28 protein-coding genes are annotated in these 25,402 nt (G+C 67.2%); 9 read left to right on the forward strand and 19 right to left on the reverse strand.

Features of this window, described 5'->3' with window-relative positions; translation table 11 throughout:
- Positions 1–176: 176 nt before the first annotated feature.
- From ABZX86_RS39675 to ABZX86_RS39695, 5 genes are all read right to left on the reverse strand, one after another.
- The gene (locus tag ABZX86_RS39675; protein ID WP_355131539.1) at positions 177–482 is read right to left on the reverse strand and encodes a hypothetical protein; all 306 of its coding nucleotides are present in this window, start codon (positions 480–482) and stop codon (positions 177–179) included.
- A 153-nt stretch (positions 483–635) separates the two neighbouring features.
- Positions 636–1,091: a hypothetical protein gene (locus ABZX86_RS39680; protein ID WP_355131541.1), complete on the reverse strand. Its 456-nt coding sequence runs from the start codon at positions 1,089–1,091 to the stop codon at positions 636–638.
- Between the two features lie 137 nt (positions 1,092–1,228).
- Positions 1,229–2,350 carry a nitronate monooxygenase family protein gene (locus tag ABZX86_RS39685; RefSeq protein WP_355131543.1) on the reverse strand — a complete coding sequence of 374 codons (1,122 nt, stop codon included), beginning with the start codon at positions 2,348–2,350 and terminating at the stop codon, positions 1,229–1,231.
- A 140-nt stretch (positions 2,351–2,490) separates the two neighbouring features.
- Entirely contained in the window at positions 2,491–2,892 is a 402-nt protein-coding gene (locus ABZX86_RS39690; RefSeq protein WP_355131545.1) for an NUDIX domain-containing protein, read from the reverse strand.
- Positions 2,893–2,906: 14 nt separating this feature from the next.
- Positions 2,907–3,476: a TetR/AcrR family transcriptional regulator gene (locus tag ABZX86_RS39695; RefSeq protein ID WP_355131547.1), complete on the reverse strand. Its 570-nt coding sequence runs from the start codon at positions 3,474–3,476 to the stop codon at positions 2,907–2,909.
- Between the two features lie 40 nt (positions 3,477–3,516).
- On the opposite strand from ABZX86_RS39695, the gene ABZX86_RS39700 reads away from it, so the two are divergent.
- Positions 3,517–4,758: a KasA/KasB family beta-ketoacyl-ACP synthase gene (locus tag ABZX86_RS39700; protein ID WP_355131549.1), complete on the forward strand. Its 1,242-nt coding sequence runs from the start codon at positions 3,517–3,519 to the stop codon at positions 4,756–4,758.
- A 12-nt stretch (positions 4,759–4,770) separates the two neighbouring features.
- Here the strand turns inward: ABZX86_RS39700 and ABZX86_RS39705 are convergent, their stop codons facing one another.
- A complete protein-coding gene (locus tag ABZX86_RS39705) occupies positions 4,771–5,451 on the reverse strand; it encodes a phosphatase PAP2 family protein (protein WP_355131551.1) in 681 nt (226 codons plus the stop codon).
- Positions 5,452–5,579: 128 nt separating this feature from the next.
- Between ABZX86_RS39705 and ABZX86_RS39710 the strand changes: the two genes are divergently transcribed.
- The gene (locus tag ABZX86_RS39710; protein ID WP_355131553.1) at positions 5,580–6,299 is read left to right on the forward strand and encodes a response regulator transcription factor; all 720 of its coding nucleotides are present in this window, start codon (positions 5,580–5,582) and stop codon (positions 6,297–6,299) included.
- Here ABZX86_RS39710 and ABZX86_RS39715 read toward each other — a convergent pair.
- The 3 genes from ABZX86_RS39715 to ABZX86_RS39725 are packed head-to-tail and all read right to left on the reverse strand — an operon-like array spanning position 6,216 to position 8,392.
- Complete coding sequence (locus ABZX86_RS39715) at positions 6,216–7,664, reverse strand: ATP-binding protein (RefSeq protein ID WP_355131555.1); 1,449 nt, start codon at positions 7,662–7,664, stop codon at positions 6,216–6,218. The genes ABZX86_RS39710 and ABZX86_RS39715 overlap by 84 nt on opposite strands.
- Positions 7,665–7,700: 36 nt before the next feature.
- The gene (locus ABZX86_RS39720) at positions 7,701–8,114 is read right to left on the reverse strand and encodes a hypothetical protein (RefSeq protein ID WP_355131557.1); all 414 of its coding nucleotides are present in this window, start codon (positions 8,112–8,114) and stop codon (positions 7,701–7,703) included.
- Positions 8,111–8,392: a hypothetical protein gene (locus ABZX86_RS39725; RefSeq protein ID WP_355131559.1), complete on the reverse strand. Its 282-nt coding sequence runs from the start codon at positions 8,390–8,392 to the stop codon at positions 8,111–8,113. Before ABZX86_RS39725 ends, ABZX86_RS39720 begins: the two co-directional genes overlap by 4 nt.
- 160 nt (positions 8,393–8,552) lie before the next feature.
- Here ABZX86_RS39725 and mtnA point away from each other — a divergent pair, with 160 nt between their 5' ends.
- The 6 genes from mtnA (at position 8,553) to ABZX86_RS39755 (ending at position 13,852) form a co-directional block, all read left to right on the forward strand.
- A complete protein-coding gene (gene mtnA / locus ABZX86_RS39730; RefSeq protein ID WP_355131561.1) occupies positions 8,553–10,316 on the forward strand; it encodes an S-methyl-5-thioribose-1-phosphate isomerase in 1,764 nt (587 codons plus the stop codon).
- A 21-nt stretch (positions 10,317–10,337) separates the two neighbouring features.
- Complete coding sequence (locus tag ABZX86_RS39735; protein ID WP_355131563.1) at positions 10,338–10,913, forward strand: cupin; 576 nt, start codon at positions 10,338–10,340, stop codon at positions 10,911–10,913.
- Positions 10,910–11,593, forward strand: coding sequence for an acireductone synthase (mtnC, locus tag ABZX86_RS39740; RefSeq protein ID WP_355131565.1), 684 nt, complete (start codon positions 10,910–10,912; stop codon positions 11,591–11,593). Before ABZX86_RS39735 ends, mtnC begins: the two co-directional genes overlap by 4 nt.
- 141 nt (positions 11,594–11,734) lie before the next feature.
- A complete protein-coding gene (locus ABZX86_RS39745; protein WP_355131567.1) occupies positions 11,735–12,397 on the forward strand; it encodes a maleylpyruvate isomerase family mycothiol-dependent enzyme in 663 nt (220 codons plus the stop codon).
- 114 nt (positions 12,398–12,511) lie between these two features.
- Positions 12,512–13,294 carry an IclR family transcriptional regulator C-terminal domain-containing protein gene (locus tag ABZX86_RS39750; RefSeq protein WP_355131569.1) on the forward strand — a complete coding sequence of 261 codons (783 nt, stop codon included), beginning with the start codon at positions 12,512–12,514 and terminating at the stop codon, positions 13,292–13,294.
- 240 nt (positions 13,295–13,534) lie between these two features.
- Complete coding sequence (locus ABZX86_RS39755; protein ID WP_355131571.1) at positions 13,535–13,852, forward strand: hypothetical protein; 318 nt, start codon at positions 13,535–13,537, stop codon at positions 13,850–13,852.
- Positions 13,853–13,906: 54 nt separating this feature from the next.
- Here the strand turns inward: ABZX86_RS39755 and ABZX86_RS39760 are convergent, their stop codons facing one another.
- The 8 genes from ABZX86_RS39760 to ABZX86_RS39795 all read right to left on the reverse strand — a co-directional run bounded on the left by ABZX86_RS39760 (position 13,907) and on the right by ABZX86_RS39795 (position 22,365).
- Positions 13,907–14,509 carry an ATP/GTP-binding protein gene (locus ABZX86_RS39760; protein ID WP_297624611.1) on the reverse strand — a complete coding sequence of 201 codons (603 nt, stop codon included), beginning with the start codon at positions 14,507–14,509 and terminating at the stop codon, positions 13,907–13,909.
- Positions 14,490–14,861 (reverse strand): DUF742 domain-containing protein, encoded by a 372-nt coding sequence (locus tag ABZX86_RS39765; RefSeq protein WP_297624609.1) that lies wholly within the window; start codon positions 14,859–14,861, stop codon positions 14,490–14,492. Before ABZX86_RS39765 ends, ABZX86_RS39760 begins: the two co-directional genes overlap by 20 nt.
- Positions 14,861–15,286 (reverse strand): roadblock/LC7 domain-containing protein, encoded by a 426-nt coding sequence (locus ABZX86_RS39770; protein ID WP_327139512.1) that lies wholly within the window; start codon positions 15,284–15,286, stop codon positions 14,861–14,863. Before ABZX86_RS39770 ends, ABZX86_RS39765 begins: the two co-directional genes overlap by 1 nt.
- Positions 15,264–17,798: a nitrate- and nitrite sensing domain-containing protein gene (locus tag ABZX86_RS39775; RefSeq protein ID WP_355131574.1), complete on the reverse strand. Its 2,535-nt coding sequence runs from the start codon at positions 17,796–17,798 to the stop codon at positions 15,264–15,266. The genes ABZX86_RS39770 and ABZX86_RS39775 overlap by 23 nt, the downstream gene beginning before the upstream one ends.
- 100 nt (positions 17,799–17,898) lie before the next feature.
- Complete coding sequence (locus ABZX86_RS39780) at positions 17,899–18,471, reverse strand: ATP/GTP-binding protein (RefSeq protein WP_355131576.1); 573 nt, start codon at positions 18,469–18,471, stop codon at positions 17,899–17,901.
- Between the two features lie 8 nt (positions 18,472–18,479).
- The gene (locus ABZX86_RS39785; protein ID WP_327139515.1) at positions 18,480–18,887 is read right to left on the reverse strand and encodes a roadblock/LC7 domain-containing protein; all 408 of its coding nucleotides are present in this window, start codon (positions 18,885–18,887) and stop codon (positions 18,480–18,482) included.
- On the reverse strand, positions 18,865–21,234 hold the full coding sequence (locus ABZX86_RS39790; protein WP_355131578.1) for a nitrate- and nitrite sensing domain-containing protein: 2,370 nt from the start codon (positions 21,232–21,234) through the stop codon (positions 18,865–18,867). The genes ABZX86_RS39785 and ABZX86_RS39790 overlap by 23 nt, the downstream gene beginning before the upstream one ends.
- A 186-nt stretch (positions 21,235–21,420) precedes the next feature.
- Positions 21,421–22,365, reverse strand: a complete 945-nt coding sequence (locus tag ABZX86_RS39795; RefSeq protein ID WP_355131580.1) for an alpha/beta hydrolase — start codon at positions 22,363–22,365, stop codon at positions 21,421–21,423.
- A 401-nt stretch (positions 22,366–22,766) separates the two neighbouring features.
- Here ABZX86_RS39795 and ABZX86_RS39800 point away from each other — a divergent pair, with 401 nt between their 5' ends.
- Entirely contained in the window at positions 22,767–24,320 is a 1,554-nt protein-coding gene (locus ABZX86_RS39800) for a succinic semialdehyde dehydrogenase (RefSeq protein WP_355131582.1), read from the forward strand.
- Positions 24,321–24,381: 61 nt separating this feature from the next.
- On the opposite strand, the gene ABZX86_RS39805 is transcribed toward ABZX86_RS39800, so the two are convergent.
- Complete coding sequence (locus tag ABZX86_RS39805) at positions 24,382–24,753, reverse strand: hypothetical protein (RefSeq protein ID WP_355131584.1); 372 nt, start codon at positions 24,751–24,753, stop codon at positions 24,382–24,384.
- Between the two features lie 195 nt (positions 24,754–24,948).
- Positions 24,949–25,347 carry a DUF779 domain-containing protein gene (locus ABZX86_RS39810; RefSeq protein ID WP_355131586.1) on the reverse strand — a complete coding sequence of 133 codons (399 nt, stop codon included), beginning with the start codon at positions 25,345–25,347 and terminating at the stop codon, positions 24,949–24,951.
- Between the last annotated feature and the right edge of the window lie 55 nt (positions 25,348–25,402).

Raw genomic sequence — 25,402 nt, forward strand, 5'->3', positions numbered from 1 at the left:
CTCACCCCCACCCCCCCACCCCGCCCCAACAACACTCCCCCCCGCCGGTGCTTTCGGCGCCGGCGCCCCCCCCCCCCCCCCCCCCCCGCGCCCCCCCCCCCCCCCCCCCCCCCCGCCACTGCGGTCAAAGAACGTGCGAGGAGATTGCCGGCCCGCTCATCGGGGCGGCCTTACCGCTACCAGCGGTCGCGGCAGTGATCGGCGTCCGGATGGCCCCACTGATCGTGTTCGTCGTTATGCCAATTGCCCTGCCGGTCGCAGTGCCAGTCGTAATCGCCGCGGGGCGCGCGCGGGTCGTGGAAGTCGGGATGATCGTTGCCGCCCCATTCCGGCGGACTCCCGGGATTGCAGCCGGACATACATGGTGGCTGCTGATGCATCGGGACAGCCGTATCGGCGCTCGCCGTCCCCGCGAGTGGGGCGGCGAACAACGCGCCTACCGCCGCGACGGCGAATACGCGACCGATTATCTTGCGTTTCATCGTGATTCCTTTCCAGTCGTTTGACCAGCAACGATCTACCCGACCGTCACGCCATCGTATTTACCCGCTGAATAACAACAGGGTCATTCTCTGGCGGTTCGAAGAAAACTCACAGCTGAAGAGCGAGACGCACAGAAAGAATAGAAGCTGCTTCTAATCTTTTGTCCAGAATTGCCGAAACAGCCACCACGGCTCGGTTCGGCTGAGTAGTCGCTGTGAAATGCGGCGCTGCACAATGCCTAACGCTGCGAGCGGCAGCGACCACAGCGGGAACAATCCCACCCCCAGAGCGGCATGCACCACCCAGGCGCCCGCCAATGACGGACCACCCCAGGAGTTTTCGAGATCGTCCCCGGCGAGCAGCGGATAGAACGCGCCGCGCACCAATGCGACGACGGCCAGAAACACCGCGAACCAGGCGAGCAGGCCGATCACGGCGGCGAGCAGCGAATGCACGGCAGTCCGCCACGGGCTCGGAGCACGCAGCTCGAACGATTCCCGGAATACCCGCCGGGTCACGCGAGCCCGAACCCTGGTGGAGGCGAACGCGATCGGAAGCGAGAGCACCGCGTAATACGCGGCCCGCAGTATCCGTTCACGCTTTGACATGAGCACCACGGTAGCGGCGGCCGGATCCGGAACCGCGCACCGAAACGGCCGGACCTGATCGCATGCCCATTAACGTGCGCAAAGACGAATCGCCGCACCGACATTGATGTCGGTGCGGCGATTCGGGAGAGTGCGTATTACGCGTTGTTCAGCTTGTTCAGGCGCTCGCACGCCTCGAGGTATTCGGAGATCAGGCGCTGCACGACATCGGCGGAACGCTCGATCTTGTTCATCTGACCGACAACCTGGCCGACCGGGTTGAAGTTCACGTCCTTGGCGGCCTCGGGGTAGCGGTGGCCACGCTTGACGCCGTCGAGGGCGACCATCATCTGCAGCGGCATGCCCAGCGGGTTCGGGGTGTCCTCCCGCTCCCACGCCTCGGTCCAGTCGTTCTTGAGCATGCGGGCGGGCTTACCGGTCCAGGACCGCGACCGTACGGTGTCACTGCTGGTGGCGTCGAGGTAGCTCTGCATCTGCGCGGGCGGCACATTGGCCTCCTCGACGGTCAGCCACAGCGAACCGGTCCACGCGCCCGCCGCACCCATGGCCAGCGCGGCGGCGACCTGACGGCCGTTGCCGATACCACCGGCCGCGAGCGCCGGCAGATCGCCGATCGCGTCGATGACCTGCGGCCACAGCACCAGCGAGGCGATCTCGCCGCAGTGCCCGCCGCCCTCGGTGCCCTGCATGACGACGAAGTCGAGCCCGGCTTCCTTGTGCTTGAGCGCGTGCTTGACCGAACCGCACAGCGCGCCGATCAGACGGCCGGAGTCCTGGATCTGCTTGATCACGTCATCGGGCGGGGTGCCCAGTGCGTTGGCGACCAACTTCGCCTTGGGGTGTTTGAGAATGACCTCGATCTGTGGGGCGACCGTGGTGGCGGTCCAGCCCAGCAGCTGATTGTGCCGTTCGCCCTCAGGCAGATGCGGGACGTGATGGTCCTCGAGAATCTTCTCGGCGAAATCGCGGTGGCCCTGCGGAACCATTTCGGCCAGTTTGGCTTCCAGTTCCGCGGGGCTCAGGCCGTCGGCGCCCTTGCCCTCGTACTTCGAGGGGATGACCAGGTCGACGCCGTAGACGCCGTGCACATGCTCGTCCAGCCAGGCGAGCTCCACCTCGAGTTCCGCAGCGGTGAACCCGACCGCACCGAGTACGCCGATGCCGCCGGCATTGCTGACCGCGGCAGCCACATCGCGGCAATGGGTGAAGGCGAAGATGGGGACATCGATGCCCAGGCGATCACAGATCTCGGTACGCATGTGGGTGGGGCTCCTCTAACTTCCCGGCACTGGAATGTTCTGCCCATCACACTAGAACATGTTCCATATTCAGACCAGTCTGCCGAAGACCGGCGGCAGGAACATGCCACCAGCTTGTTCTAGTTGCCGCGAACATGCAGTCAGCGGATCAGCAGGCCGTCCGCACGCAGATCGTCGAAGAGCAACTGGTCCACCGGCGGTACGTGCGGCCGATCCGCATAGGTGAACCAGGCCATCTCCTCTATCTCGCTGCTGACGGAGAGAGTGCCGACATAGTCCGCCGTGTAGCAGGCCATCCGCACCACCGCGCCGGGGATCTCAGCCTCGTAGGTGCCGACGTGCACGACCGACTCCGGCGCCAGGGCAACGGTCAACTCCTCGTGGATCTCTCGCACGAGGGTCTGCAGATCCGTCTCCGCGCCTTCCCTTTTGCCGCCGGGGATATAGAAGACATCCTTGCCCCGAGGCCGAGCGCACAGGATCCGCCCGCTCTCGATGCGCACCCACGCCACCGTGTCGATCAGTCGCTGCTCCGTCTGCATCCCCGCAGCCTAGGTCAGCGCGAGTACAGGACCGCTTGCTCCACAAGGCGGTTCATCGCGCGAGTCACCCGATCTTCGTCGCCGGTGATCCAGAAGTCCTGAATGAGGCCGCGCATACCGGAGATGAGCAGGGTGGCCGCGGCCTCGGGATCATCGTGGGCGGGGTCGATGCGGGCGAGGGTCTCGGTCATGGCGGTGACCAGGACCTGGATGGCGTCGTTGGCATACGAGTCGAACGGACTGCCCGGGACGCAGGCCGCGCCCAGGACCTGAAGGAGAACTCGGTTGCTGACGGCCCCGTGCCCGGCCGTGTTGATCGCGAACGAATGCGAGAGCCGGGATCTGAGGACAGCGGGGTCCTCGATGCCCCGGAAGAGCGCGGCGATGTCTGGGCGCTGGGTTTCCAGGGCGGCGACGAGCATTTGCTCTTTGGTGCCGAAGTAGTGGATGAGCATGCGGGAGCTGGTGCCCAGGTACTCGGCCAGCGGGCGCAGGGACAGTTCGGCCAGGCCGTGGTCGGCGATGTAGGCGATGACTCCGGAGAGGAGTTCGGCGCGACGAGCATGGTCGAGGGGGCGTGGCACGGGGTTGACTGTAGCGGACGGTACAGGTATTCATGTCGGCATGGGTGTAGCAACTGGTACAGAAACTCGGCGCGTGGTGGTCACCGGAATGTCGGCTACCACCTGCCTCGGGGCCGATCTCGATACGACGTGGACGCGGCTGCTGGCGGGTGAGAGCGGAATCGCCCCGCTGACCGACGATTTCGTGGCGGACAACCAACTTCCGGTGCGGATCGGCGGCCGGTTGACCGCGCAGCCGGGGGAGCAACTGACCCGAATCGAACAGCGGCGCATGTCCTTCGTCCAGCAGCTGGCCCTGGTGCTCGGGCGGCAGGTGTGGCAGGAGGCCGGGGCCCCGGAGGTCGACGGGGAACGGCTGGCGGTCGCGGTCGGCACGGGCCTCGGCGGCGGAGAAGCGCTGGTGCACGCGGTCGATGTGATGCGCGCCGGGGGCTATCGGAAGGTGCCGCCGATGACGGTGCCCATGGTGATGCCGAACGGCTCCGCCGCGACCATCGGCTTGGAGCTCGGCGCGAAAGGCGGTGTCTACGCGCCGGTTTCCGCATGCGCTTCGGGCGCCGAAGCCATCGCCCACGGCTGGCGGCTGATCGCCACGGGCGAGGCGGACGTGGTGGTCGCCGGCGGCGTGGAGGGTCATATCGACGCCGTGCCGATCGCGAGCTTCGCCATGATGCGGGCCATGAGCACCCGCAATGACGAACCCGCCCGCGCCTCAAGGCCTTTCGACCGGGAGCGCGACGGGTTCGTCTTCGGCGAGGCGGGCGCCATGCTGGTGCTGGAATCCGAGGAGCATGCGCTGGCGCGGGGTGCGCACATCTACGGTCGAGTGCTCGGCGCGGGCATCACCTCGGACGGCTATCACATCACCGGCACCTCGCCGGACGGTGACGGGGCCGCGCGGGCCATGCGCAAGGCGATCACCTCGGCGGGCCTGTCCGCCTCCGATATCGACCACATCAATGCGCACGCCACCTCGACCCCGGTCGGAGATGCCTCCGAGGCCAATGCCATTACCGCCGTGACGCCCGGGGCCTCGGTATATGCACCGAAGTCCGCCCTGGGCCACTCCATCGGCGCGGTCGGAGCCCTCGAAGCGATCCTCACCCTGCGCACGCTCGAACGCCAGATCATCCCGCCCACACTGAACTTCGAGCAGTCCGACCCAGATATCGACCTGGATATCGTCGCGGGCACCGCGCGCACGGAGAGCATGAACTACGCGCTGAGCAATTCCTTCGGCTTCGGCGGCCACAATGTCACGCTGACACTCGGCCGGGCCTGAGGCGGCGAAACCCTAGCCGCACAGAGCTTTCGGCACCAGAGCCGCACCGCGCACCGCCACCGGGCGCAAGAGCGTGAAGCAGATGGTGAGCCACAGTGCGCCGATGAGCAGGCCCCCGAGAATATCGGTGGGCCAGTGCACCCCGAGATACAGGCGGGACAGCCCGACTGCGAGGACGAAGCAGCCTGCGACGACCACGAGCAGCGTGCGCCAGAGGCCGTGCAGCAGCGGCAGTATCAGCGCGACCAGAGCTCCGACAATGACCACCGAACCCAGCGTGTGCCCGGACGGATAGGAATGATTGGTCTCGGTGACCAGGTGATCGACGACCGGTGGACGATCACGCCCGATGAGCAGCTTGCCCGCAAAGGTCAGCACGCCCGCACCCAGCGCGGTGAGGCCGAAGAATATCGCCGCCTCCCACTGCCGTCGCCCGGTCAGCACACCGCAGATCAGCGCCGCGAGGATGCCCATCGTCGTGGTGTCGCCGAGCGCGCTGATCACCTTGGCGATCGAGGTGAGCGTGCCGCTGCGATGGTCGATGAACCATTGCAGCCAGCGCGCGTCCGGTCCGAGCGGATCGGGATGCGTGATCACCGCGAGGGTCAATGCGAGCGTGAGCGCGGCAAGCGTGAGCAGTGCGCCCAGGGCAGCGGGCCGGGACAGGGGTGCGCGCGGGCTGGTTGCGGGCACGGGTGATTGCTCCTGCAGCGGTGAGGTGGCGGACGGCATCCGTCGACCATGGCAGGTGACCGCTGAGAGGAAGTTGAGAAGCCGGGTCGGCGAGCGGGCCCGCGCGAGCACTGTTGCATGCTTGGTCGGTGCGGGTACTGGTGGTGGAGGACGAGCAGCGATTGGCGCGCACGATCGCCCGCGGGCTCGAGCTGGAGGGTTTTGTCGTGCAGCTCGCCCACACCGGCGGCGAGGGACTGTGGTGGGCGCTCGAGGACGATTTCGATGTCATCGTGCTCGACATCATGCTGCCGGAGCTGAGCGGCTACGAGGTGCTGCGACGGCTGCGGCAGCGGGATGTGTCGACGCCGGTGCTCATGCTCACCGCCAAGGACGGTGATTACGAACAGGCCGACGCGTTGGATCTGGGCGCGGACGACTACCTCACCAAACCGTTCTCCTTCGTCGTACTGATCGCCCGCCTGCGCGCGCTCATGCGCCGCCGCGCCCCGCAGCAGCCGTCACTGCTCGCCGCAGGTGATCTCACGCTCGATCCGGTGCGCCGGGCGGTGCATCGCGGCGGCACCGCGCTCACCCTGACGCCCCGCGAATTCGGACTGTTGGAATTCCTGTTGCGGCACAAGGGCATTGCCGTCACCAAGACCGAGATTCTGCGCAATGTGTGGGATGCCAACTACGAGGGCCCGGAGAATGTGGTCGAGGTGTATGTCGGCTATCTGCGCAAGAAGATCGACGCGCCGTTCGGGCACAGCAGCATCGAAACGCTACGGGGCGTCGGCTACCGGCTGATCGACACCGGGACCGCCGACGGGCAGGTCGATCACGAATCGAGCGCCACCCCAGGGTGATTCGCCGACCGTGACGGTGCCCGCATGCGCGGCCACCAGCTCCGCGACAATCGCCAGACCGAGCCCGGAGCCGCCGGAGGCCCGCGCCCGATCGGCCTCGAGCCGGACGAAGCGGCCGAAGATCCGCGCCCGATCGGCCGCGGCGATACCGGGACCGTCGTCGTCGACCACGATGCGAGCGCGTTCGCCGTCCTGCGCAATGGTGATGCCCACCCGCGAATCGGCATGTGCGGCAGCATTGTCGGCGATATTGCGCAGCACCCGGGCGAGCCTGGCCGGATCGCCGATGACCCGTGCGGGCCGGATATCGGTGCGGACTGTCACAGTGCCGCGCGCTCGTAGCGCGGCGGCCTGCGCATCTCCGAGATAGTCGAGATCGACGTCGCAGGTGCGCAATTCGAGCCCGTGCTCGTCGGCGGCGGCGAGCGTGAGCAAATCCTCGATGAGGTACCGCATGCGCTCGGTTTCGGGCAGCAGCGTGTCGTTGATGAGATCGCGGTCCAGCACCTCGGGCCGGTCCCGCGCCAATTCGAGCGCCGCGGTGACGGCAGCCAGGGGACTGCGCAATTCGTGCGAGGCATCCCCGACGAACCGCCGCTGAGCCAGATGGCCGGCCTCGATGCGCGCGAGCATGCCGTTCATGGTCTCGGCCAGCCGCGCGATCTCATCGCGGGCCGCGGGCACCGGCACCCGCTCGGACAGATCCGTCGCGCCGATCCCGGTCACCCGCCGGCGGATCTCCTCCACCGACCGCAACGAGCGTCCCACCAGCAGATAGGTCGCCGCCGCGGCCGCCGCGACCACCACCGGCCCGCCCACCGCGACCAGTGCCGCCACCCGGGTCACCGCATGCTCGGCCGGTTCGGTGCTGACCGAGACCAGCACGGTGTACTTCCCCCGCGGTGTCGCCACCGTACGGGCCGAAATGCGTAAGTCCAGGTCATCATCCGAATGCGGCCGCAACCCGATGACACGATCGCCGAATTGTGACGGGTCCAGCAGCGGGACAACACTATTCGGATCCGACGACCGCACCACCCGCCCGTGCGGGTCCACCACCTGAACCGTTTCGATCGGATTCGCCGTGGCGAACAGCGGTCCCGGTAGTTCGGCCACCGCATTCTCCGGCGGTTCGGCGGACGAGATCCGCGCGAGTTCGGACGCCAGCGCATCCATCCTGGTTCCGGCGGTGGTGTCGAGTTCCCGGAGCAATGACCGATGCAGCAACCAGAGCATGGCCATGGCCGCCACCAGCAGCACTGCCCCCACCACCAGCGCTGAGGCGATCGCCGACCGGACGCGCAGCCCCCAGCGCGACGGCCGCGACCACTCCGGAATCCGATTCACCCACCCATCATCGGCCACGACCTGCACCGCAGGCGACCAGCCCTCAGCGGGCGCTCAGGGCAGGGTGTCGGTCTGGATGCGGGGGTCGAGTTTGCGGAGGGTGTCGGGGCGGTCGGTGAGGCAGGGCCAATCCCGGCTCACCGCTTCGATGGTCGCGTGGCCGGCGGGGATCAGGGAGTCCGCGTCTATGCGGTCGGCGAGGGCGGCGCCGAGTTGATCGCTCGCAGGACGGTCGAGGGGCTGGATCACCGTATTGGGCAGGTCCAGCAGGACGGCGAGGATATCGAGGCGGCCGGCCGGGATGAGGGCGCGCGCGGCGGCCAGGGCGGTGGCCGGAACGATAATGGTGTGCCCGGCGTCAGCGGTGGCCCAGACCACCGATTGCACATATGCGACGCGATGAGCCCATGCGGTCAGAGCGGCCGTGTCGAAGACGACGCCGCCCAGGGTCGAGCCTGCGGAGGTCATGCTGCGCCGGCATGGTCGCCGGCGGCGTCCTCCTCGGATAATGGGGGCAGGCCCTGTACGGCCCGCGCTCGGTTGATGAGGTCGAGAGGTGGCCTGCCGCCGAAGACCTGCTCGATGCGGGCCAGCGATTCGGCCCGGTCGACGCGGACCTTCACGGATTCGGCCACGAAGGCCGAAATCGATTCGATGCGGCCCTTATTGCGCCATTCATCGAGCGTGGCGGCGACTTCTTCCGGCATCGTCACGGTGATCTTTCGGGTGCGACGCTGTCTCGCCATACCGGAAGGATACTTGGGTATGGGCGACAGGTGCGACATGCCCGCACCCGGAGTCGGGAGTTTCCAATTCCGCTGATCTGAAACCTGCCGGTCACGCGGCGATCCGTGTTCGATACGGTTGACGTGCGCCCATATCGCCAAGCTCAGAGGACAGATGCAGATGGATGAGAGTTCGATCGCGTGGGTCGACGGTGCCCTGGTCACCATCGATCAGCGTGCGCTGCCGCAGCAATTGCGGGAGCTGCGGATCACGACGGTCGACGATCTCATCGACGCCATCACATCGCTGGCCATCCGCGGCGCTCCGGCCATCGGCGTGTCCGGTGCGTTCGGCGTGGTGCTCGCGGCGCTGGCGGCGACCACCGACGGTGTGGTGAATACCGCTCAGGTGCAATCGGAGTCCGCGCGTGTCGCGAACGCTCGCCCCACGGCGGTCAATCTGGCCTGGGGCGTCGAGCGCGCGCTCGCACAGCTGCCCGGCGGCGTGCAGGCGGTGCTCGACGAAGCGCTGGAAATGCTGGCCGAGGACGGCCGCGTGAATCTGGCCGCCGCGACCCATGCCGCCGATCTGGTGCAGCGGCTCTGCGGGGATCGCCCGCTGCGGATTCTCACGCACTGCAATACCGGCCGGCTGGCGACCACCACGGTCGGCACCGCCATCGGCGCACTGCGGGTGCTGCACGAACGTGGGGTGCTCGCGGAAGTGATTGTGGACGAGACCCGTCCGCTGCTGCAGGGTGCGCGCCTGACCGCCTGGGAGATGGCCGAGGCCGGAATCCCGCACCGGCTCACCATCGATTCGGCCGCGGCGTGGGCCATGGCCACCGAGGGCGTGGACGCGGTTCTGGTCGGCGCGGACCGCATTACCGCCGACGGGTCTGTCGCGAACAAGATCGGCACGTACATGCTGGCCATTGCGGCCGAGCGGCACGGGATTCCGTTCATCGTGGTCGCTCCCGAATCCACTCGGGATGTCGCGACCGTGCAGGGCAGCGACATTGTCGTGGAGCAGCGCGCGGCGTCCGAGGTCACCGGATTCGGCGGTGCGAGAACGGCTCCCGAGGGCACACTGACCTTCAATCCGGCCTTCGATGTGACACCCCCGGAGCTGGTCACCGCGGTGGTCACCGAGAACGGTGTGCTCGGCGCGGCTTCCGGTGCCCAGTCCGGATCCAGCCTGAGCGATCGTCTCGATGCGCAGTGGGTGGCCGACTACGAGCCCGCTGACGAGCCCATCGCCTTCGGCGCAGCGGCGGGCGATTTCCTCGCCTCCCTCGCCAAACCCGTTGTGGACGAGCAGTACGAGGACGGAGAAGCGATCGCGACGATCGCCCGGGGCCTCTACGCCAACGGCTGGATGCCGGGCACGGCAGGCAATATCTCTGTGCGCCAGGCAGATGCGGCCGTCATCACGGCGAGCGGCTTGTCGAAAGGCGAGCTCACCGCCGACGATATGGTGACCGTCGCGGTGGCCGATTCCCGGCCGCTGGTCGCGGGCGCGCGAAAGCCCTCGGCGGAGACCACGATTCACACCGCCGTCTACCGCACCACCGGGGCCACCGCGGTGGTGCACGTCCACCCGCCGCATGCGACCGCCCTGTCCATCGGTGCGGGCGGTGCCACGGTGCAGCCGGTGCGCTTTTCCGGATATGAGCTGATCAAGGGCTTGGGCGGCGCGCGCCCCGACCACATCGACATTCCGGTGTTCCCGAATCATGCCGATGTCCCGCAGATCGGCGTGGATATCGAGAAGTACCTGACCGAGCACCCGGATGCCCCGCCGGTGCTTTTCATTGCCGGGCACGGCATTACGGCATGGGGTGCAAGTCTGGCCCAGGCCCGCGATCGCGCCGAATGCCTCGAGGCCATGAGCGAATTGATCACATTGACCGGGCGTCGTGAGATCCCGGTGGGCGAGAACTAGTTCCCTGAGGAGGAACCTCGAATGACTTTGCTGCAGATCATGTCCGATAAGGACGCCGCCGACGTCACCCTGCGCACCACCGATGACGCGGTCATCGCGGCCGAACTGAACAAGCGCGGCATCGTCTTCGAACGCTGGTCGCTGTTCGAGGGTCTCGACGGCGCGACGGCGACCGAGGACCTGCTGGCCGAATACGACGACCGCATCAAGGCACTCAATGCCGACGGGCGCTACAAGTTCATCGATGTGGCCCGCATCCACCCGGACGCGTCCGATCCGGAGTGGCCCGCCAAGGCGGTGGCCGCGCGCACCAAGTTCCTGGACGAGCACCGGCACGCCGAGGACGAGGTGCGCTTCTTCGCCGCCGGGCAGGGCTGCTTCTATCTGCACCTGGGCGATGAGGTGCTGGCAACGGTCTGCACCGCAGGGGATCTGGTGTCGGTGCCCGCGGGCACGCTGCACTGGTTCGATATGGGCAGCACCCCGGAGTTCGTGGCGGTGCGGTTCTTCGAGGAGCAGGACGGCTGGATCGGCGATTTCACCGGTGACCAGATCTCCGGCGGCTTCCCGACCCTCGATGAGCTCCTGGCCGCATGATCAAGGTCATCGTCCTCGATATCGAGGGCACCACCAGCCCGACCAGTTCGGTGCGCGAGGAGCTGTACGGCTACACCCGCGACCGGTTGCCGGGCTGGCTAGCCGAAAATCAGGGCGGGGCGGCCGATTCCATTCTGGCCGATACCCGCGCGCTGGCCGATCGGCCGGACGCCGGCACCGACGAGGTGGCGCAGATCCTCATCGGCTGGCTGAATTCGGATGTGAAGGCCGAACCGCTCAAGGCCGCGCAGGGCATCATCTGCGCGGAGGGGTTCCGCAACGGTGCGCTGTTCGGCGAGTTCTTCCCCGACGTGCCGCCGGTGCTGCGCGCCTGGCGTGCGACCGGCCTCGAGCTCTACATCTACTCCTCGGGTTCGGTTCGCAATCAGAAGGATTGGTTCGAATTCGCCCGCGGTGGAGACCTGTCTCCACTGGTCAGCGGGCATTTCGATCTGACCACCGCCGGCCCGAAGCGCGAGGCGTCCTCCTACGAGAAGATCGCCGGCACCATCGGCGTTCCAGCGGAGAGCATCCTGTTCCTGTCGGATCATCCAGACGAACTGGATGCGGCCGTCGCCGCAGGCTGGTCGGCCGTCGGCGTCGCCAGGCCGGGGGAGCCGAACCCCCCGCGCCCGCCGCACCGCTGGATCAGCGATTTCGCCGACGTCGAACCGAACTGAGCCGCAAGGTAATCGCGGCCGCCGTAGTCGCCGGATCCGCAGGAGTTCGGAAAACTTCTCCCACGAGCGACGATTCTGCCGCACTGCGGGAGTCCTACCTTGGACCGAGAATGCGCGGACCACGCTAAGAGACCACTCGACATGATCGAACCGGAACCGACAACAGATCTTTCGCACGTCACCAATGTGTGGCCGCTCGTCCACGCGGAGCGAGCCGCGCTGGCAGCGCATCTCGCGGACTTGACCGACGAGCAGTGGACTACGCAGTCGCTGTGCACCGAACTGACTGTGCGCGAGGTGCTCGCCCACCTCACCGCCGGCGCGACCCTCACTCCCGTGCGGTGGCTGGCGGGCGTGATCCGCTGCCGGTTCGACTTCGAGAAGCAGGTGGCCATGCGGCTGGCCGAACACCTGGGCGCGAGCCCGGCCGAAACACTCGACAGGTTCCGGGAAGTCGTCACGAACACCACCAAACCGCTCATGCCTACCGTGGCGATGCTCGGTGAAGTGGTCGTGCACGGGGAGGACATCCGGCGGCCGCTGGCCATCCGCCGCGACTACCCGATCGACACGCTCACGCAGGTGGCCGAGTACTACCGGAGCACCAATCTCCCGGTCCTCACCAAAGGCCGGATCGGCGGATTGCGACTTGTCGCGACCGATGGACCCTTCACCACCGGATCCGGGCCGCTGGTATCCGGCACCACCATGGCATTGATCATGGCGATGGCCGGACGCACCGCGTACTGCGATGAGCTCGACGGTGACGGCGTCGCGCGCCTGCGCGACCAGGGGGCGCGGTAGCAGTCACCGAAAGAACCAGGTCTCAATCCTGCCCGAATCGTGTTGACACTGCTGGACTCTCATCACACACTGACCGAGTCACAGTGACCTCACAGGAAAGCCGGGTGAGCGGGGATGGCCGATGATCACACGGTGGTCGGCCGCGTCGTCGCCATCACCGATGCGATAGCGGCCGCTGCCGGGCCGTTGACGCTCGCGGCGCTCACCCATGGCACAGGTATTCCCAAACCGACTGTTCGCCGCATCGCCAACGACCTGGTGCGCCATCACGTTCTGGAGGCCACTCCCGCGGGCTACCGGCTCGGACCCCGGCTGTCCTACTACGGATTCCGAGCCGGGCGCGCGGGGGGTCTCTCCGTCGTGGTGCCGCCGTACCTGCGGGATCTATCGTTGCGCGCGCACGACGAGGTCAGCTGGTGCGGGGAATTCTTCCGCGGTGAACTGGACTTTCGCCAACTGGTTTTCGGTCACGAGTACCGCGCGGACATCAAATCGCAAACCTGGCCGTCGAGGGCCCTGCTGGGCCCGAGTTTCGCGCTCACCGCCGGTGGTCGTCTGCAGACCGCCTTCGACGACGCACTCAGCGAGCGACTCTCGCAGACCGGATGCCGTCCGCTGACGCGACACTCGGCAACCGCACCCCGTGAACTGCGGCTGCTGCTCGAACAGGCGCGCGCCACCGGACTGGCCTACGAACGTGAACAGGTGACGCCGGGGTGGAGTTGCGTGGCGGCGGTCATTCTCGATGCCGAGGAACGGCCCCTGGGGGTCATCGGACTCACCGGACGCAGTTCCGTTGCCGCCCAGCGCTCGACGCAACGCGCGCTGATCGCCGCGGCCGATGCCATCGGGCGCGAACTCCGATCTGCCCGGCGCGGCCCCCGTGTCATTGAGTGATACGCCCGATCGAGCCGACCTGCGCGAACACCGCCGAATGAATATCGAACGGACGCACTCGGATATCTCTCACAGCACCAGATCGTGTGCGCCACCACCTGATATCAGGAGCGACCATGTTCTCCCCGTTGAAACGAATGCTGTGCGCCTGGCTCTTCGTACTCGGCACGAGCGCTGCTCTCACCGTCTCCGGCACCGGCCGTACCGCCCGGCGCGATAGATCTGCAGACCGACTGGGATGTGTATCAACGCCCGTCCGGCACAACCGACAGCCCGCTCGGCTTTCATGTCCACATCACCACGTCCGGACCCGACAAGACGAACACCTTCGTGGAGTTCACCGGACGCGCCCACACCAGCACCTATGGCGGGGACATAACGGGCGGGCAGATCCGGGGCCGGACGATCACCTTCACCATCGACTGGTACAACGGCAAAACCGGTTTATACCAGGGCAATTGGTTCGACGATGGCTATCTGCGCGGTCACACACAGGAGCAGGATGCGAGCCACACCGCTGAATGGTGGACCCGATACAACGACTGGACCCTGACATAAGACCGCTCAACCAGATCGCGCCCGTTCCGGATTCCGGGACGGGCGCGATGGTGGTCAGGGGGTGATCAGCTGGCCGCCGGGTGCGGCGGCCTTGGTGATCAGGTATTCCACCAGGGCCATGAGGACGTTCTTGGCGGAGGCGCGATCTCGGGCGTCGCAGAGCAGCACCGGGATGTTCTCGTCGAGGTCGAGGGCGTCGCGGACTTCGACCGGTGTGTAGACCGGCGCGCCTTCGAAGCAGTTGACCGCCACCGTGAATGCCACGCCGCGGCGTTCGAAGAAGTCGATCGCCGCGAACGAGCCTTCGAGCCGCCGGGTGTCGGCCAGGACGACCGCGCCCAGCGCACCGCGCGCCAATTCGTCCCAGAGGAACCAGAATCGGTCCTGTCCGGGGGTGCCGAACAGGTAGAGCACCAGGTTCTGGTCGATGGTGATGCGACCGAAGTCCAGGGCCACCGTGGTGGTGGTCTTGCCCTCCACGCCGCGCAGATCGTCCACGCCCGCGGAGAGTTCGGTGATCAGCTCTTCGGTGCGGAGCGGCGTGATCTCACTGAGCGCCGCCACCATAGTCGTTTTGCCGACGCCGAACCCACCCGCGATGAGAATCTTCACCGAGGCGGCCAGGGGCCGGGAATTGTCAAAGTTTTCGGATGCCATCGAGTACAGCTCGCAAAATGTTGAGGTCTCCGGGCCCCGCGTCGGAGACCGGTGACCGGAAATTGAGGATGCCGTCGGAGATGAGGTCGCCGACGAGGATTTTGGTCACTGCCAGTGGAAGCCGCAGCGCGGCAGACACTTCGGCGACGGACAACGGGAGTCTGCACAGGCGGACGATGTCGCCGTACTCAGGTTCGACACGTCGCAGCGGTGGCGCCGCATTGGGAACCACCACCGCTGTGAGCATGTCGAGATCGTGCGCTGCGCCCATGGTTCGACCGCCGGTGCGCGCGTACGGGCGCACCAGCGGCCCAGCGGCGTCGTCGAACCAATGATCCCCCGGCCTAGCCATCATGAGATCCGGGGGTTGACCTGTCCGGCCAGATGATGGCGCGGCGTGGTGGACAGGTAGGTGCCGACGCGCTGCACCGTGAGATTCATTTCGTAGGCGACCATGCCGAGGTTGGCCTGCTCGCTGGCCTGCAGCGCGAGGCAGGCATTGCTGCCGGCCGCGGTCACGAACAGCACTGCCCGGTCCAGCTCGATGACCGCCTGGCGGACACCGCCGCCGTCGAAACGGCTGCCCGCACTGCGGGCGAGACCGTAGAGGGTGGAGGACATGGCGCCGAAGTGTTCGGCGTCCTCCCTGCTCATGGCGGAGGAGCGTCCCAGCAGCAATCCGTCGGTGGAGTGCACCACCGCGTGTCGCACGCCTGCGAGCCGATCCACCAGATCATCGAGTAGCCAGTTGAGATCACCAGCGTTTGAGGTGGTCACCGTCGCCTTCCTGTCGTTCCTGGAATGGTTTGGACGTCGGCTCGACCGTACCGGGATCGGCCCGGCGGCCCTGCCTGGTTCCGTTTTCGATGGCGGACATGAGGTCTCGGGCCTGCTCGGCCGTGCGGGTGGGCTGATCCGACGATTCGGTGGTCGTCGTGTCCTGCGCCAATTCCGGTGCGAGACTTGCCTGCCGGCGCCTACGCGGTAGCGCGGGCCGGGCGTCCGAGCCAGTGTACTGGGAGCGATCGAATTCCCGTGAGCGGAAACCGATATCGGGCTCGGGCTGGGAGAGCGGTGGCGGACGGTGCGAGTTCGGCTCCGTCGGCGGCTCGTACGGCCGCAGTTGGGGTTCGAATGTCATCGGGCGCTCCGGGACTCGGGGTTCTGGCCGGGCCGGGAAGGACGGGGGGAGTGCCGCGGGTGCGGCGGGGGGCTCGAGCTGCCGCGGCTGCTGCGGCTGTTCGAGCTGCTGTGCGGCGGCCTCGGCCTGCCGGGCCGTTTCCACCGCCAGGGCGGCATGGAACTGCCCGGTGTCGAAAGCGCTGGGCACGGCCGGGATTTCACCGGTGCGGCCGGTCGATACGGTGAGGCTGGAGGGCACCAGCACGATAGCGCGCACGCCGCCGTAGTCCGATTCGGTCAGGCGCACCGAAATGCCGTTGCGGACCGCCAGCTGGGCGACCACGAACATGCCCAGGCGGGAGTCCTCCGACAGCGTATTGACGCCGAAATCCGGTGGGTTGCGCAGCATGTCGTTGATGCGGGCGATCTCGGACTCCGGCATGCCCATGCCCTGGTCGACGATCTCGACCGCGATGCCCTTGCCGACCACATTGCCGCGCACCTCGACCTGCGACTGCGGCGGCGAGAAGTGCGAGGCATTGTCGACGAGTTCGGCGAGCAGGTGCACGAGGTCGGCGACGGCGGTGCCGGCCACGGCCACCTCGGGCAGCCGAGCGATCTTGACGCGGGTGTAGTCGAGCGCCTCGCCCACACCGCTTCGTACGACCTCGATGAGCTGCACCGGGTTCCGCCACTGCCGGCCGGGCTGGCCGCCCGCGAGAATGATCAGGTTCTCGGCATTGCGACGTTCGCGGGTGGCGAGGTGATCGAGCCGGAAGAAGATCTCCAGCAGCGCCGGATCCTCCTGCTTGGCCTCGGCCTCGTCGAGCACCTCGAGCTGACGGTGCACCACGACCTGGCTGCGGTGCGCGATATTGAGGAAGACCGCCTTCACACCCTCACGGGTGCGGGCCTCGGTGACCGCGGCGTTCACGGCGGCGGTGTGCGCGTGGCCGAAGGCCTTGGCCACCTGGCCGATCTCATCGGTGCCGAAGTCCAGTTCCGGTGTCTCGGTGGACACCTCGACCTGCTTGCCATCGCGCAGCTGCGCCATGATCTCGGGCAGGCGCTCGTCGGCGAGCACATTGGTCTGGTCCCGAAGTCGCTTGAGCCGCCGGATGATCCGGTTGGCCAGCACCAGCGCGATGAGGAACGCCGAGGCGGAGACCAGCAGCATGGCCCCACCCGCGAGCGCGGAGTTGCGCGCGCTGGTGTCGGCGGCGTCGCCGGCCGCGGCCAGCGACTGCTTGCTGACCCGGTCCCACTGCTCGAGCAGCGCCTTGTTGATCTCGTTGACCGCGTCGTGCCACTCGGCCGGGGTGAAGGTCAGCGGTGCGACGGGCGGGGTGGCGCCGTTCTTGAGGGGCGCGGCAGTCAGGGGATCGAGAGCCCGTGCCATGAGCACGTTCTCCATCATGATCAGTTTCTGCCAGGCCGGATCATTGACGACCGAGGCGGCGGAGGTGTCGCCCTTGCTGCCGTCCGCACCGGCGAGCAGGCCGACATTGACGCGGTACGCGCCGACGACACGGGTGAACTCGATGGCCAGATCCGGTGACAGCGTGCCGTTGTTGATCAGGACCTCGGCCAGTGCGGCTGCACGGGAGAGCATTTCCGATGCCGAGACGATCTGCAGCGTCTCGGCCGTCCCCATCGCGACCTCGGGATTGGGGGCGGTGGTCTCCACGGCGCGGGTGCCGATGGAGATCAGGTCGAGCAGGTGGCCGTAGAACTGGTAGGCATCGGCCAGCGGAAGGGCATTGGCGTCGATCTGGGTGCGCACGGCCGCGAGTGACCGGCTCAGCGTGACGAATCCGCCGACGTCACCCTTGACGTCCTGGGGGCCGAGGTTCTCCATGTCCTTGGTGGTCCCGGCCATACCGCGCAGCGCGTCGTCGAGCCGAGTCCTGGCCTGGGTCAGGCCTTTCGGATTGGGCTCGTCACCCGCGAGCTGGGCCAGCGTGAGCTGGCGTTCCAGCTGCACCGAGCTCACCAATTCCTTGCTGAGCGGTGTGGCGGCGGTGAGTGCGTCCGCCCAATCTCGCGCGTTTGTGCCCTCTACCACCAAATATCCCGCGCCACCCACACCGATCACGAGCAGCGCGAGGCTCGGGACGAGTGCGATGGCGAGAACACGGGTCCGGACCCCGAGCCTCGCTCTGAACATCGGCACAACGTAACGGGCGAACGTCACATAAGTCACTTAGATCCCGTTGAGCGGGAACATGATTGACACACTCGGTGATGCATGCACCGGCATGAGTCACTCAGGCGACCGCACGCGCAATGAGATATTCGGCGAGCGTGGTCAGCACGGTCTTGCAGGAACCGCGGTCACGCGCATCGCAGAGCAGGATCGGGACGTGCTCGTCGAGATCCAGTGCCACGCGGACTTCTTCGGGGCTGTAGCGCGGCGCACCCTCGAAACAGTTCACGCCGATGGTGAAGCCGATGCCGCGGCGTTCGAAGAAATCGATGGCCGCGAAGGAGTTTTCGAGCCGCCGGGTGTCGACCAGGATGACCGCGCCCAGCGCACCGCGCGCCAGTTCGTCCCAGAGGAACCAGAAACGGTCCTGGCCGGGCGTGCCGAAGAGATACAGCACCAGTCCGGCATCAACGGTGATGCGGCCGAAGTCCAGGCCCACCGTGGTGGTGGTCTTGCCCTCGATACCGGTGAGATCGTCCACGCCCTCGGAACGTTCGGTAATGATCTCCTCGGTGCGCAGCGGCGTGATCTCGCTGATCGCGCCAACCATGGTGGTCTTGCCGACGCCGAAGCCGCCGGCGATCAGAATCTTCACCGATTGGGCGAGCGGCTGGTCCGGCTCGGGGCGGGTCATCCGGGCGCTCAGCCGAATTCGCCGGGGCGCCGCGCGGTGGTGGACAGGTATGAGCCCACCCGCTGCACGGTCATATTCATTTCGTACGCCACCATGCCCAGATTGGCGTCGATGCCGGTCTGCAGGGCCAGACAGGCATTCGCACCGGCGGCGGTGACGAACAGGACGGCGCGATCGAGTTCGATCACCGCCTGGCGGACGCCGCCGCCGTCGAATCGGTGTCCGGCACTGCGGGAGAGCCCGTAGAGCGTGGAGGACATGGCCGCGAAATGTTCGGCGTCCTCGCGGCTCATCCGGGTCGAGCGGCCCAGCAGCAGGCCGTCGGTGGAGTGGACCACGGCGTGACGTACTCCGGCGAGTTTCTCGACGAGATCGTCGAGGAGCCAGTCGAGGTCACCAGCGGGGGAGGTGTTCACCGTCGCCTTCCTGTCGATAGGTGGTGGGTTGGGGGAGCGTGCCCGGATCGGCGCGGCGGCCCTGGCGGGTGCCGTTCTCGATGGCGGACATGAGGTTTCGGGCCTGTTCGGGGCTGCGCTCGCGGCGCACCGGCTCGGCTTCGGGCAGCACGGGGTCCTGTGCCAGTTCCGGCGCGAGACTGGCCTGGCGGCGACGGCGCGGGAGCGAGGGGCGGTCGCCGTTCTCACGCGGGTCGCCGTCCGGCCAGCGGTCGCGGCCGGTGTCGTACGAACGCACCTGCGGCGCACCACCGGTCATGGCGGGCCGGGTCTCCGGGGCCGGATCGCGTGGCGCGCTGCGCAGGGCGGGCAGATCCGCGGTGGGCGGGTGGTATTCGGCGCGGCGCGGCAGGGGAAGCTGTCCGGAGGTGTACTCCGGCGACGGCGTCTCACCGGCGACGAGTGCGGCGGGCACCAGCACGATGGCGCGGATGCCGCCGTAGTCCGATTCGGACAGGCGCACCGAAATGCCGTGCCGCCCAGCCAGCTGCGACACCACGAACAGACCCAGGCGGGAGTCCGAGGAGAAGCTGGTGATGCCGAAATCGGCGGGCGTGGCCAGCATCTGATTGATGCGGTCGAGCTCCGCTTCGGGAATGCCCATGCCCTGATCGCTGATCTCCAGGGCCACACCCCGGGCCACCGAGCTGCCGGCGACCTGGACCTGCGCCTGCGGCGGCGAGAACGAGGTCGCATTGTCGATGAGCTCGGCGAGCAGGTGGATCAGGTCGCCGACCGCGCCGCCGACAATGAAAGACTGTGGCAGCCGCCCGGTTCGGACCCGCTTGTAATCGACCGTCTCGCCGACCGCGCTGCGCACCAGTTCCATGAGCGGCACCGGATTGCGCCACTGGCGCCCGGGCTGGCCACCGGCGAGGATCACCAGATTCTCGGCATTGCGGCGCTCGCGGGTGGCGAGATGATCGAGGCGGAAGAAGATCTCGAGGACGGCCGGATTCTCCTGCTTGGATTCGGCCTCGTCGAGCAGTTCCAGTTGGCGGTGCACCACGATCTGGCTGCGGTGGGCGATATTGAGGAAGACCGCCTTCACGCCCTCGCGGGTGCGCGATTCGGTGATCGCGGCGGCGACCGCGGCGGAGTGGGCGTGGCCGAAAGCCGCTGCCACCTGCCCGATCTCATCGCTGCCGAATTTCAGCGGGGGAGCCTCGGTGGCGCTGTCGACCTGTTCGCCCGCCGCGAGCCTGCGCATGGTCTCGGGCAGATGCTCATCGGCGAGAGCGAAGGTCTCATCGCGCAATCGCCGCAGCCGCCGGATGATTCGGTTCGCCAGCGCCAGTGCGACCAGGATCGCGCCCAGTGCGACAACCAGCATGGCGCCACCGGCCAGCAGCGAATTACGGGTGGTGCGGGCGGCGGCGGAACTGGCCAGGTGCTGGGCGCGCATGTTCTCCGACTGCCACAGCTCGGCCAGTGCGTGATCGACCTCGGCGGCCTTGGACTGCCAGTCCTCGATGGACAGCGGCAGCACCGTGCGCGGTGCAGTGGCGCCGGCGGTGCGGGGCAGCGCGCGCTGTGCCAGTACGGTTTCCATCGCACCGAGCTGCTGCCAGGCCGCGCCGCCGGTGAGGGCCTTGGCGGCCGCCGCCTGTTCGGTATCGGTGTCGGTGAGCAGACTTTCGATGCGGGTGCGGTAGTAGCCGAGCAGGCGGACGTATTCCCCGGCCAGGTCGGTGGTGAGCCCCGGCCCGCCGTCGATGAGCGCCGCGCCCAGTGCGGTCGCGCGGCTCATCGCCTCCAGGCCCTGCAGCACGGCGCCGGCCTGGGCGAGCTCGATGGCGGTGGGTGCGTCCGGTGCGTGCTTCTGCGCGATCTGCACACCGGCGAGCACAAGCTGCGGCATGGCGCTGTAGAAGGCGTCGGCATCGGCGGTGGACAGCGTTGTCGCATCCGCTCCGGCGCGGATCTGGGTGAGCTTTCCGCCCAGATCGCCCATGGCGGCGGTGGTGTCGCCCATTGCCTGCGGCCCGATGCTCGACAGGCGGGACTGCGCGGGCGCGATCTGCCGCAGCGCATTGTCCAGTCGCAGGCGGGCGGCCGCGAGATCGCGCACATCGATTTCCGCACCGGCCGAGCGCCATTCGGTGAGCTGCCGTTCTAGCTGGACGGCCTCGATGAGTTCGCGGGTGGGCGCGACACCCGATTGCAACTCGTCGGCCCAGGTGCGGGCATTGTTGGAATGGTCGATCAACGTGCCTGCCGCACCGACGCCGATCAGTACCAGCGCGAGACTCGGAACGAGTGCGATGGCCAGAATTCGCGTCCGCACCCCGAGCCGCCTGCTGAGCATTGCCCGAGGGTAGCCATCAGATGGCCGGATGGGGTATGCGAGTCCCCTTGAGCGGGACGGGATTTGACGCGCGGACCGGGCGTCCGGTATGCGATTTCGGTCGGGATGCCACCGGTGCAGTCTCTGAATCCGTTGCGAGAGAATCTTTCTCGCCCACGGTCTGGCCAACCGAGGTCACCACCTGTGTTACGCATCGCGTTTCCTGGTCAGAGGATAGCCGCGCATTCCCGAGCGCGTAGCCGGTTCGCCGTCGACGCCGCTCACGAGGTCGGCGATCCGATCGGCGTAGGCGGGCCACAACTCCCGGGGCAGACTGTGCGCCATGCCTGCGAAGATCACCAGCCGCGCACCGGGGACGGCCGCGGCGGTGGCCCGGCCGCCGCTGACATCGAAGACCAGATCCGCGGTGCCGTGCATGACGAGGGTGGGCACGCGCACCTCCCGCAATCGCGCGGTGCGGTCCCCGGAGCCGAGGACGGCCAGCATGTGCCGCATCATGGCGTCGAAGTCGAAACCGCGGTCGTAGGCCAAGCCTGCATTCTCGATCGCCGCAGCTTCGTCGAACTCGTAGCCGGGGGACCGCAGTGCGCGTGCGGATTCCAGTCGCCACGCGATGTACTCGTCCCGATTCGACGGCAGGCCCCCGGGCTCGCCGAAGGCCTTCGGATCCGACTGCCCCACTTCGGGATTGCCCGTCGTGGACATCATCGATGTCAATGACCTGACCCGGCCGGGATATTCGATGGCGATGGTCTGGGCGATCATTCCGCCCATGGACGCGCCCACCACGTGCGCACTGGCGATTCCCAGCGCATCCAGCAGTCCGACCGCATCGGCGGCCATATCGGACAGGTTGTACGACACGGCCGACAGATCCCCGGCCATCGCCGCACCGATATCGGGCTTCGGCGCATCGGACATATAGGTCGACCGCCCGACATCGCGATTGTCGAATCGGATTACGTACAACCCGCGTTCGACGAGCTCCGCGCAGAACGGTTCGGGCCAGTTGATCATCTGCGCCCCGCCACCCATGATCAGCAGCACCGGCGGCCACGCCGGATCACCGAAGGTCTCATAGGCCATATCGAGCTTCGAAGGCCCGACGCCGATCGCCATCCGCTCCGCCATCTCCCACCTCGTTCTTGTCGCCGAAACGCCACAGAGCTGCGAGTATTGACCATTCACGGGGGCTTGCCGCAAGCCCGAGTGCGCGGTATACGTTGAAGTGGGAAAGAAATATCGGGCCTGCGCACCCCTCGTGACGCAGGCCCGATTTCTCTTGGGTGGAGAAACTAGATCGTTGCTGTTCGGTAGTGCTGCTACTGGGTGATTGTTCGTCGCTCGCCGTTCATTGGTTACAGATTGTTTGCCTGATCAGGCAAAACGGACAATCCGACGGGTGCGGCGGGATCGATATTTCCGGTCGGAAACCCGGCACGAGCGGCCCGGATCATGGAGTCGGAGGCCGGGGGATTCGAGCGAGGGTAGATTGCCTGTATCCGAGGGTTACTCATAAGTAGGAGGCAACGATGCCGGTGCCGGCAGCCGCAGTGTTCGAACGTCTGAAGACGTTCGCGGCGGTGGACACGACCGAGGACCGCGATCACCGGGCCATCACCGAGGTGTTCACCGGTAAGACCCTCGGCACGGTGCCGGTCGGTACCGCCGCCGATGTCACCGCCGCGGTGACCAAAGCCCGTGCCGCCCAGGCGGAATGGGCCGCGCGCCCGATCAAGGAGCGCGCCGAGGTCTTCAATCGCTACCGGGATCTGGTGGTGGAGAACCGCGAATACCTGATGGACGTGGTGCAGGCCGAGACCGGCAAGGCGCGCTGGGCGGCTCAGGAGGAGATCATGGGCCTGATGATGGCGGCCCGCTATTTCGCCCGCGTCGCACCGCAATTGCTCGCCTCGCACAGTGTGGCCGGGGCCTTCCCGCTGCTGAACCGGGCGGCCGTGCGGCATGTGCCCAAGGGTGTGGTCGGCGTCATCGCCCCGTGGAACTACCCCATGCTGCTGTCGATCGGTGATTCGATCCCGGCGCTGCTGGCGGGCAATGCCGTGGTGGTGAAGCCCGACAGCCAGACCCCGTACTCCTCGCTGGCCAATGCCGAACTGTTCGCCCGGGCCGGACTGCCGCGCGATCTGTTCGCCGTGGTGACCGGTCCCGGCACGGTGGTCGGCACCGCGATCGTCGATGTCTGCGACTACCTCATGTTCACCGGTTCCTCTGCCACCGGCCGCACGCTGGCCGAGCAGTGCGGCCGCCGGCTCATCGGCTTCTCCGCCGAACTGGGCGGCAAGAACCCCATGATCGTCACGGCCGGAGCGAATCTCGACAAGGTGGCCAAGGCCGCGGTGCGCGCCTGTTTCTCCAATGCCGGGCAACTCTGTATCTCCATCGAACGCCTGTACGTCGAGAAGTCGGTCGCCGCGGAGTTCACCGAGAAGTTCGTCGCCGCGGTAAAGGCCGCGAAACTCGGTGCGGCGTACGACTATTCGCAGGATATCGGCAGCCTCATCTCCGAAGCGCAGCTGGAGACGGTCACCAAGCATGTCGCCGATGCCGTCTCCAAGGGCGCGAAGGTGCTGGCGGGCGGCAACGCCCGCCCCGATCTCGGTCAGCTCTTCTTCGAACCGACCGTGCTCGCCGACGTCACCGACGCCATGGAGTGCGGCCGCAACGAAACCTTCGGCCCGCTCGTCTCGATCTACCCGGTCGAGAATGCCGAGGAGGCCATCGCCCGCGCCAACGACACCGAATACGGCCTCAATGCCAGCGTGTGGGCAGGCAGTAAGGCCGAGGGTGAGCGCATTGCCGAACGCCTGCACGCGGGCACGGTGAATATCGACGAGGGTTATGCCCCCGCCTGGGGCACCACCGGTGCGCCCATGGGCGGTATGGGTATCTCCGGTGTCGGGCGCCGGCACGGTCCCGACGGCCTGCTGAAGTTCACCGAACCTCAGACGGTCGTGGTCACCCGTTTCCTGAATCTCGATGCCCCGCCGCTGATTTCGCAGGACAAATGGCAGCCGTTCCTCATGGGCGTCGCCCGCGCCGTCCGGTTCCTGCCGGGCCGCTGACCCGGGTCCGAGCAGGTTCGCTCGACGCCGCCGCTTCCGCCGGCGGCGTCGAGCGACGTTATTACTGAATCAGCCACTCCAGCGCCGGGAACGCAAGTGCGGTGCGCTCCATCCCTTTTCCGTCGACCGAAACGGACGGGCGGATCTGCAGGCGAGCGCCGGGCGAGCACCCTTCGAAGTACTCCGGTCCGATGAAGCCGAGCGCGTAGCCGTTCTGCAGCTCACCCTTGGTGAGAGGTGCGCCGGACCTGACCCGGAGCGACGAGGCGTCCGAGCCGGCGAACTGGCAGGAGATCCACACCGCCTGCCCGACCCTGGCGGCGGGCCATACGGGAAGCCGGACGGTAGCTCCGGCCGTGACCTTGGACAGCGGCAGAACACCCGTTCCGTCGGCTTCCTCGATATCAGGTCCTTGGAGATCGTCGAGCGCCAAGGTTTTTCCTCCGTCGAATAGTGGGCCGCGGGCGACCCGGTGCAGCACAACCTGGCGGAACCGTAAATATCCAGTCCCGCAGGCGGATTCATACTCGCACCTTTGGCCCGCCGCCGCCGGGGTTGCACACAGGTACGGCGGTCGCACACAGGTGCGGCGACGCGGCCGGCCCGGAGAAACCGGCCGCGTCACCTCTCATCCGGCCGAATCGGCGCCTCGGCGTGGGGCGGGAGCCGCTTCCAGCACCGCCGCCTCGGCATCGGTGAACAAACGCGACCGAATGATGAATCGGACTCCCTCGGGAGCTTCGAGGGAGAAACCGCTGCCGCGACCGGGCACCACGTCGACGGTGACATGGGTGTGGCGCCAATGTTCGAACTGGTCGGCGCTCAACCAGAACGCGGTATCCGGGAAGACGCGACCGAGCATGACATCGGCTGCCCCCACCCGGAATTCGCCCAGCGGGTAACACATCGGCGAGCTGCCGTCACAGCAGCCGCCGGATTGGTGGAACATGACCGGACCGTGCTGGGCGACGAGTCCCTGCAGGACATCGGCCGCGGCGTCGGTGATGGCGACGCGGGTGACAGTCATGGTCGCACTCCTGATCGCATATCTGCGGTGAGTCACTATGAACCGGTGAGGTTGG

The sequence above is a fragment of the Nocardia sp. NPDC006630 genome (assembly GCF_040611495.1).
Taxonomy (GTDB): domain Bacteria; phylum Actinomycetota; class Actinomycetes; order Mycobacteriales; family Mycobacteriaceae; genus Nocardia.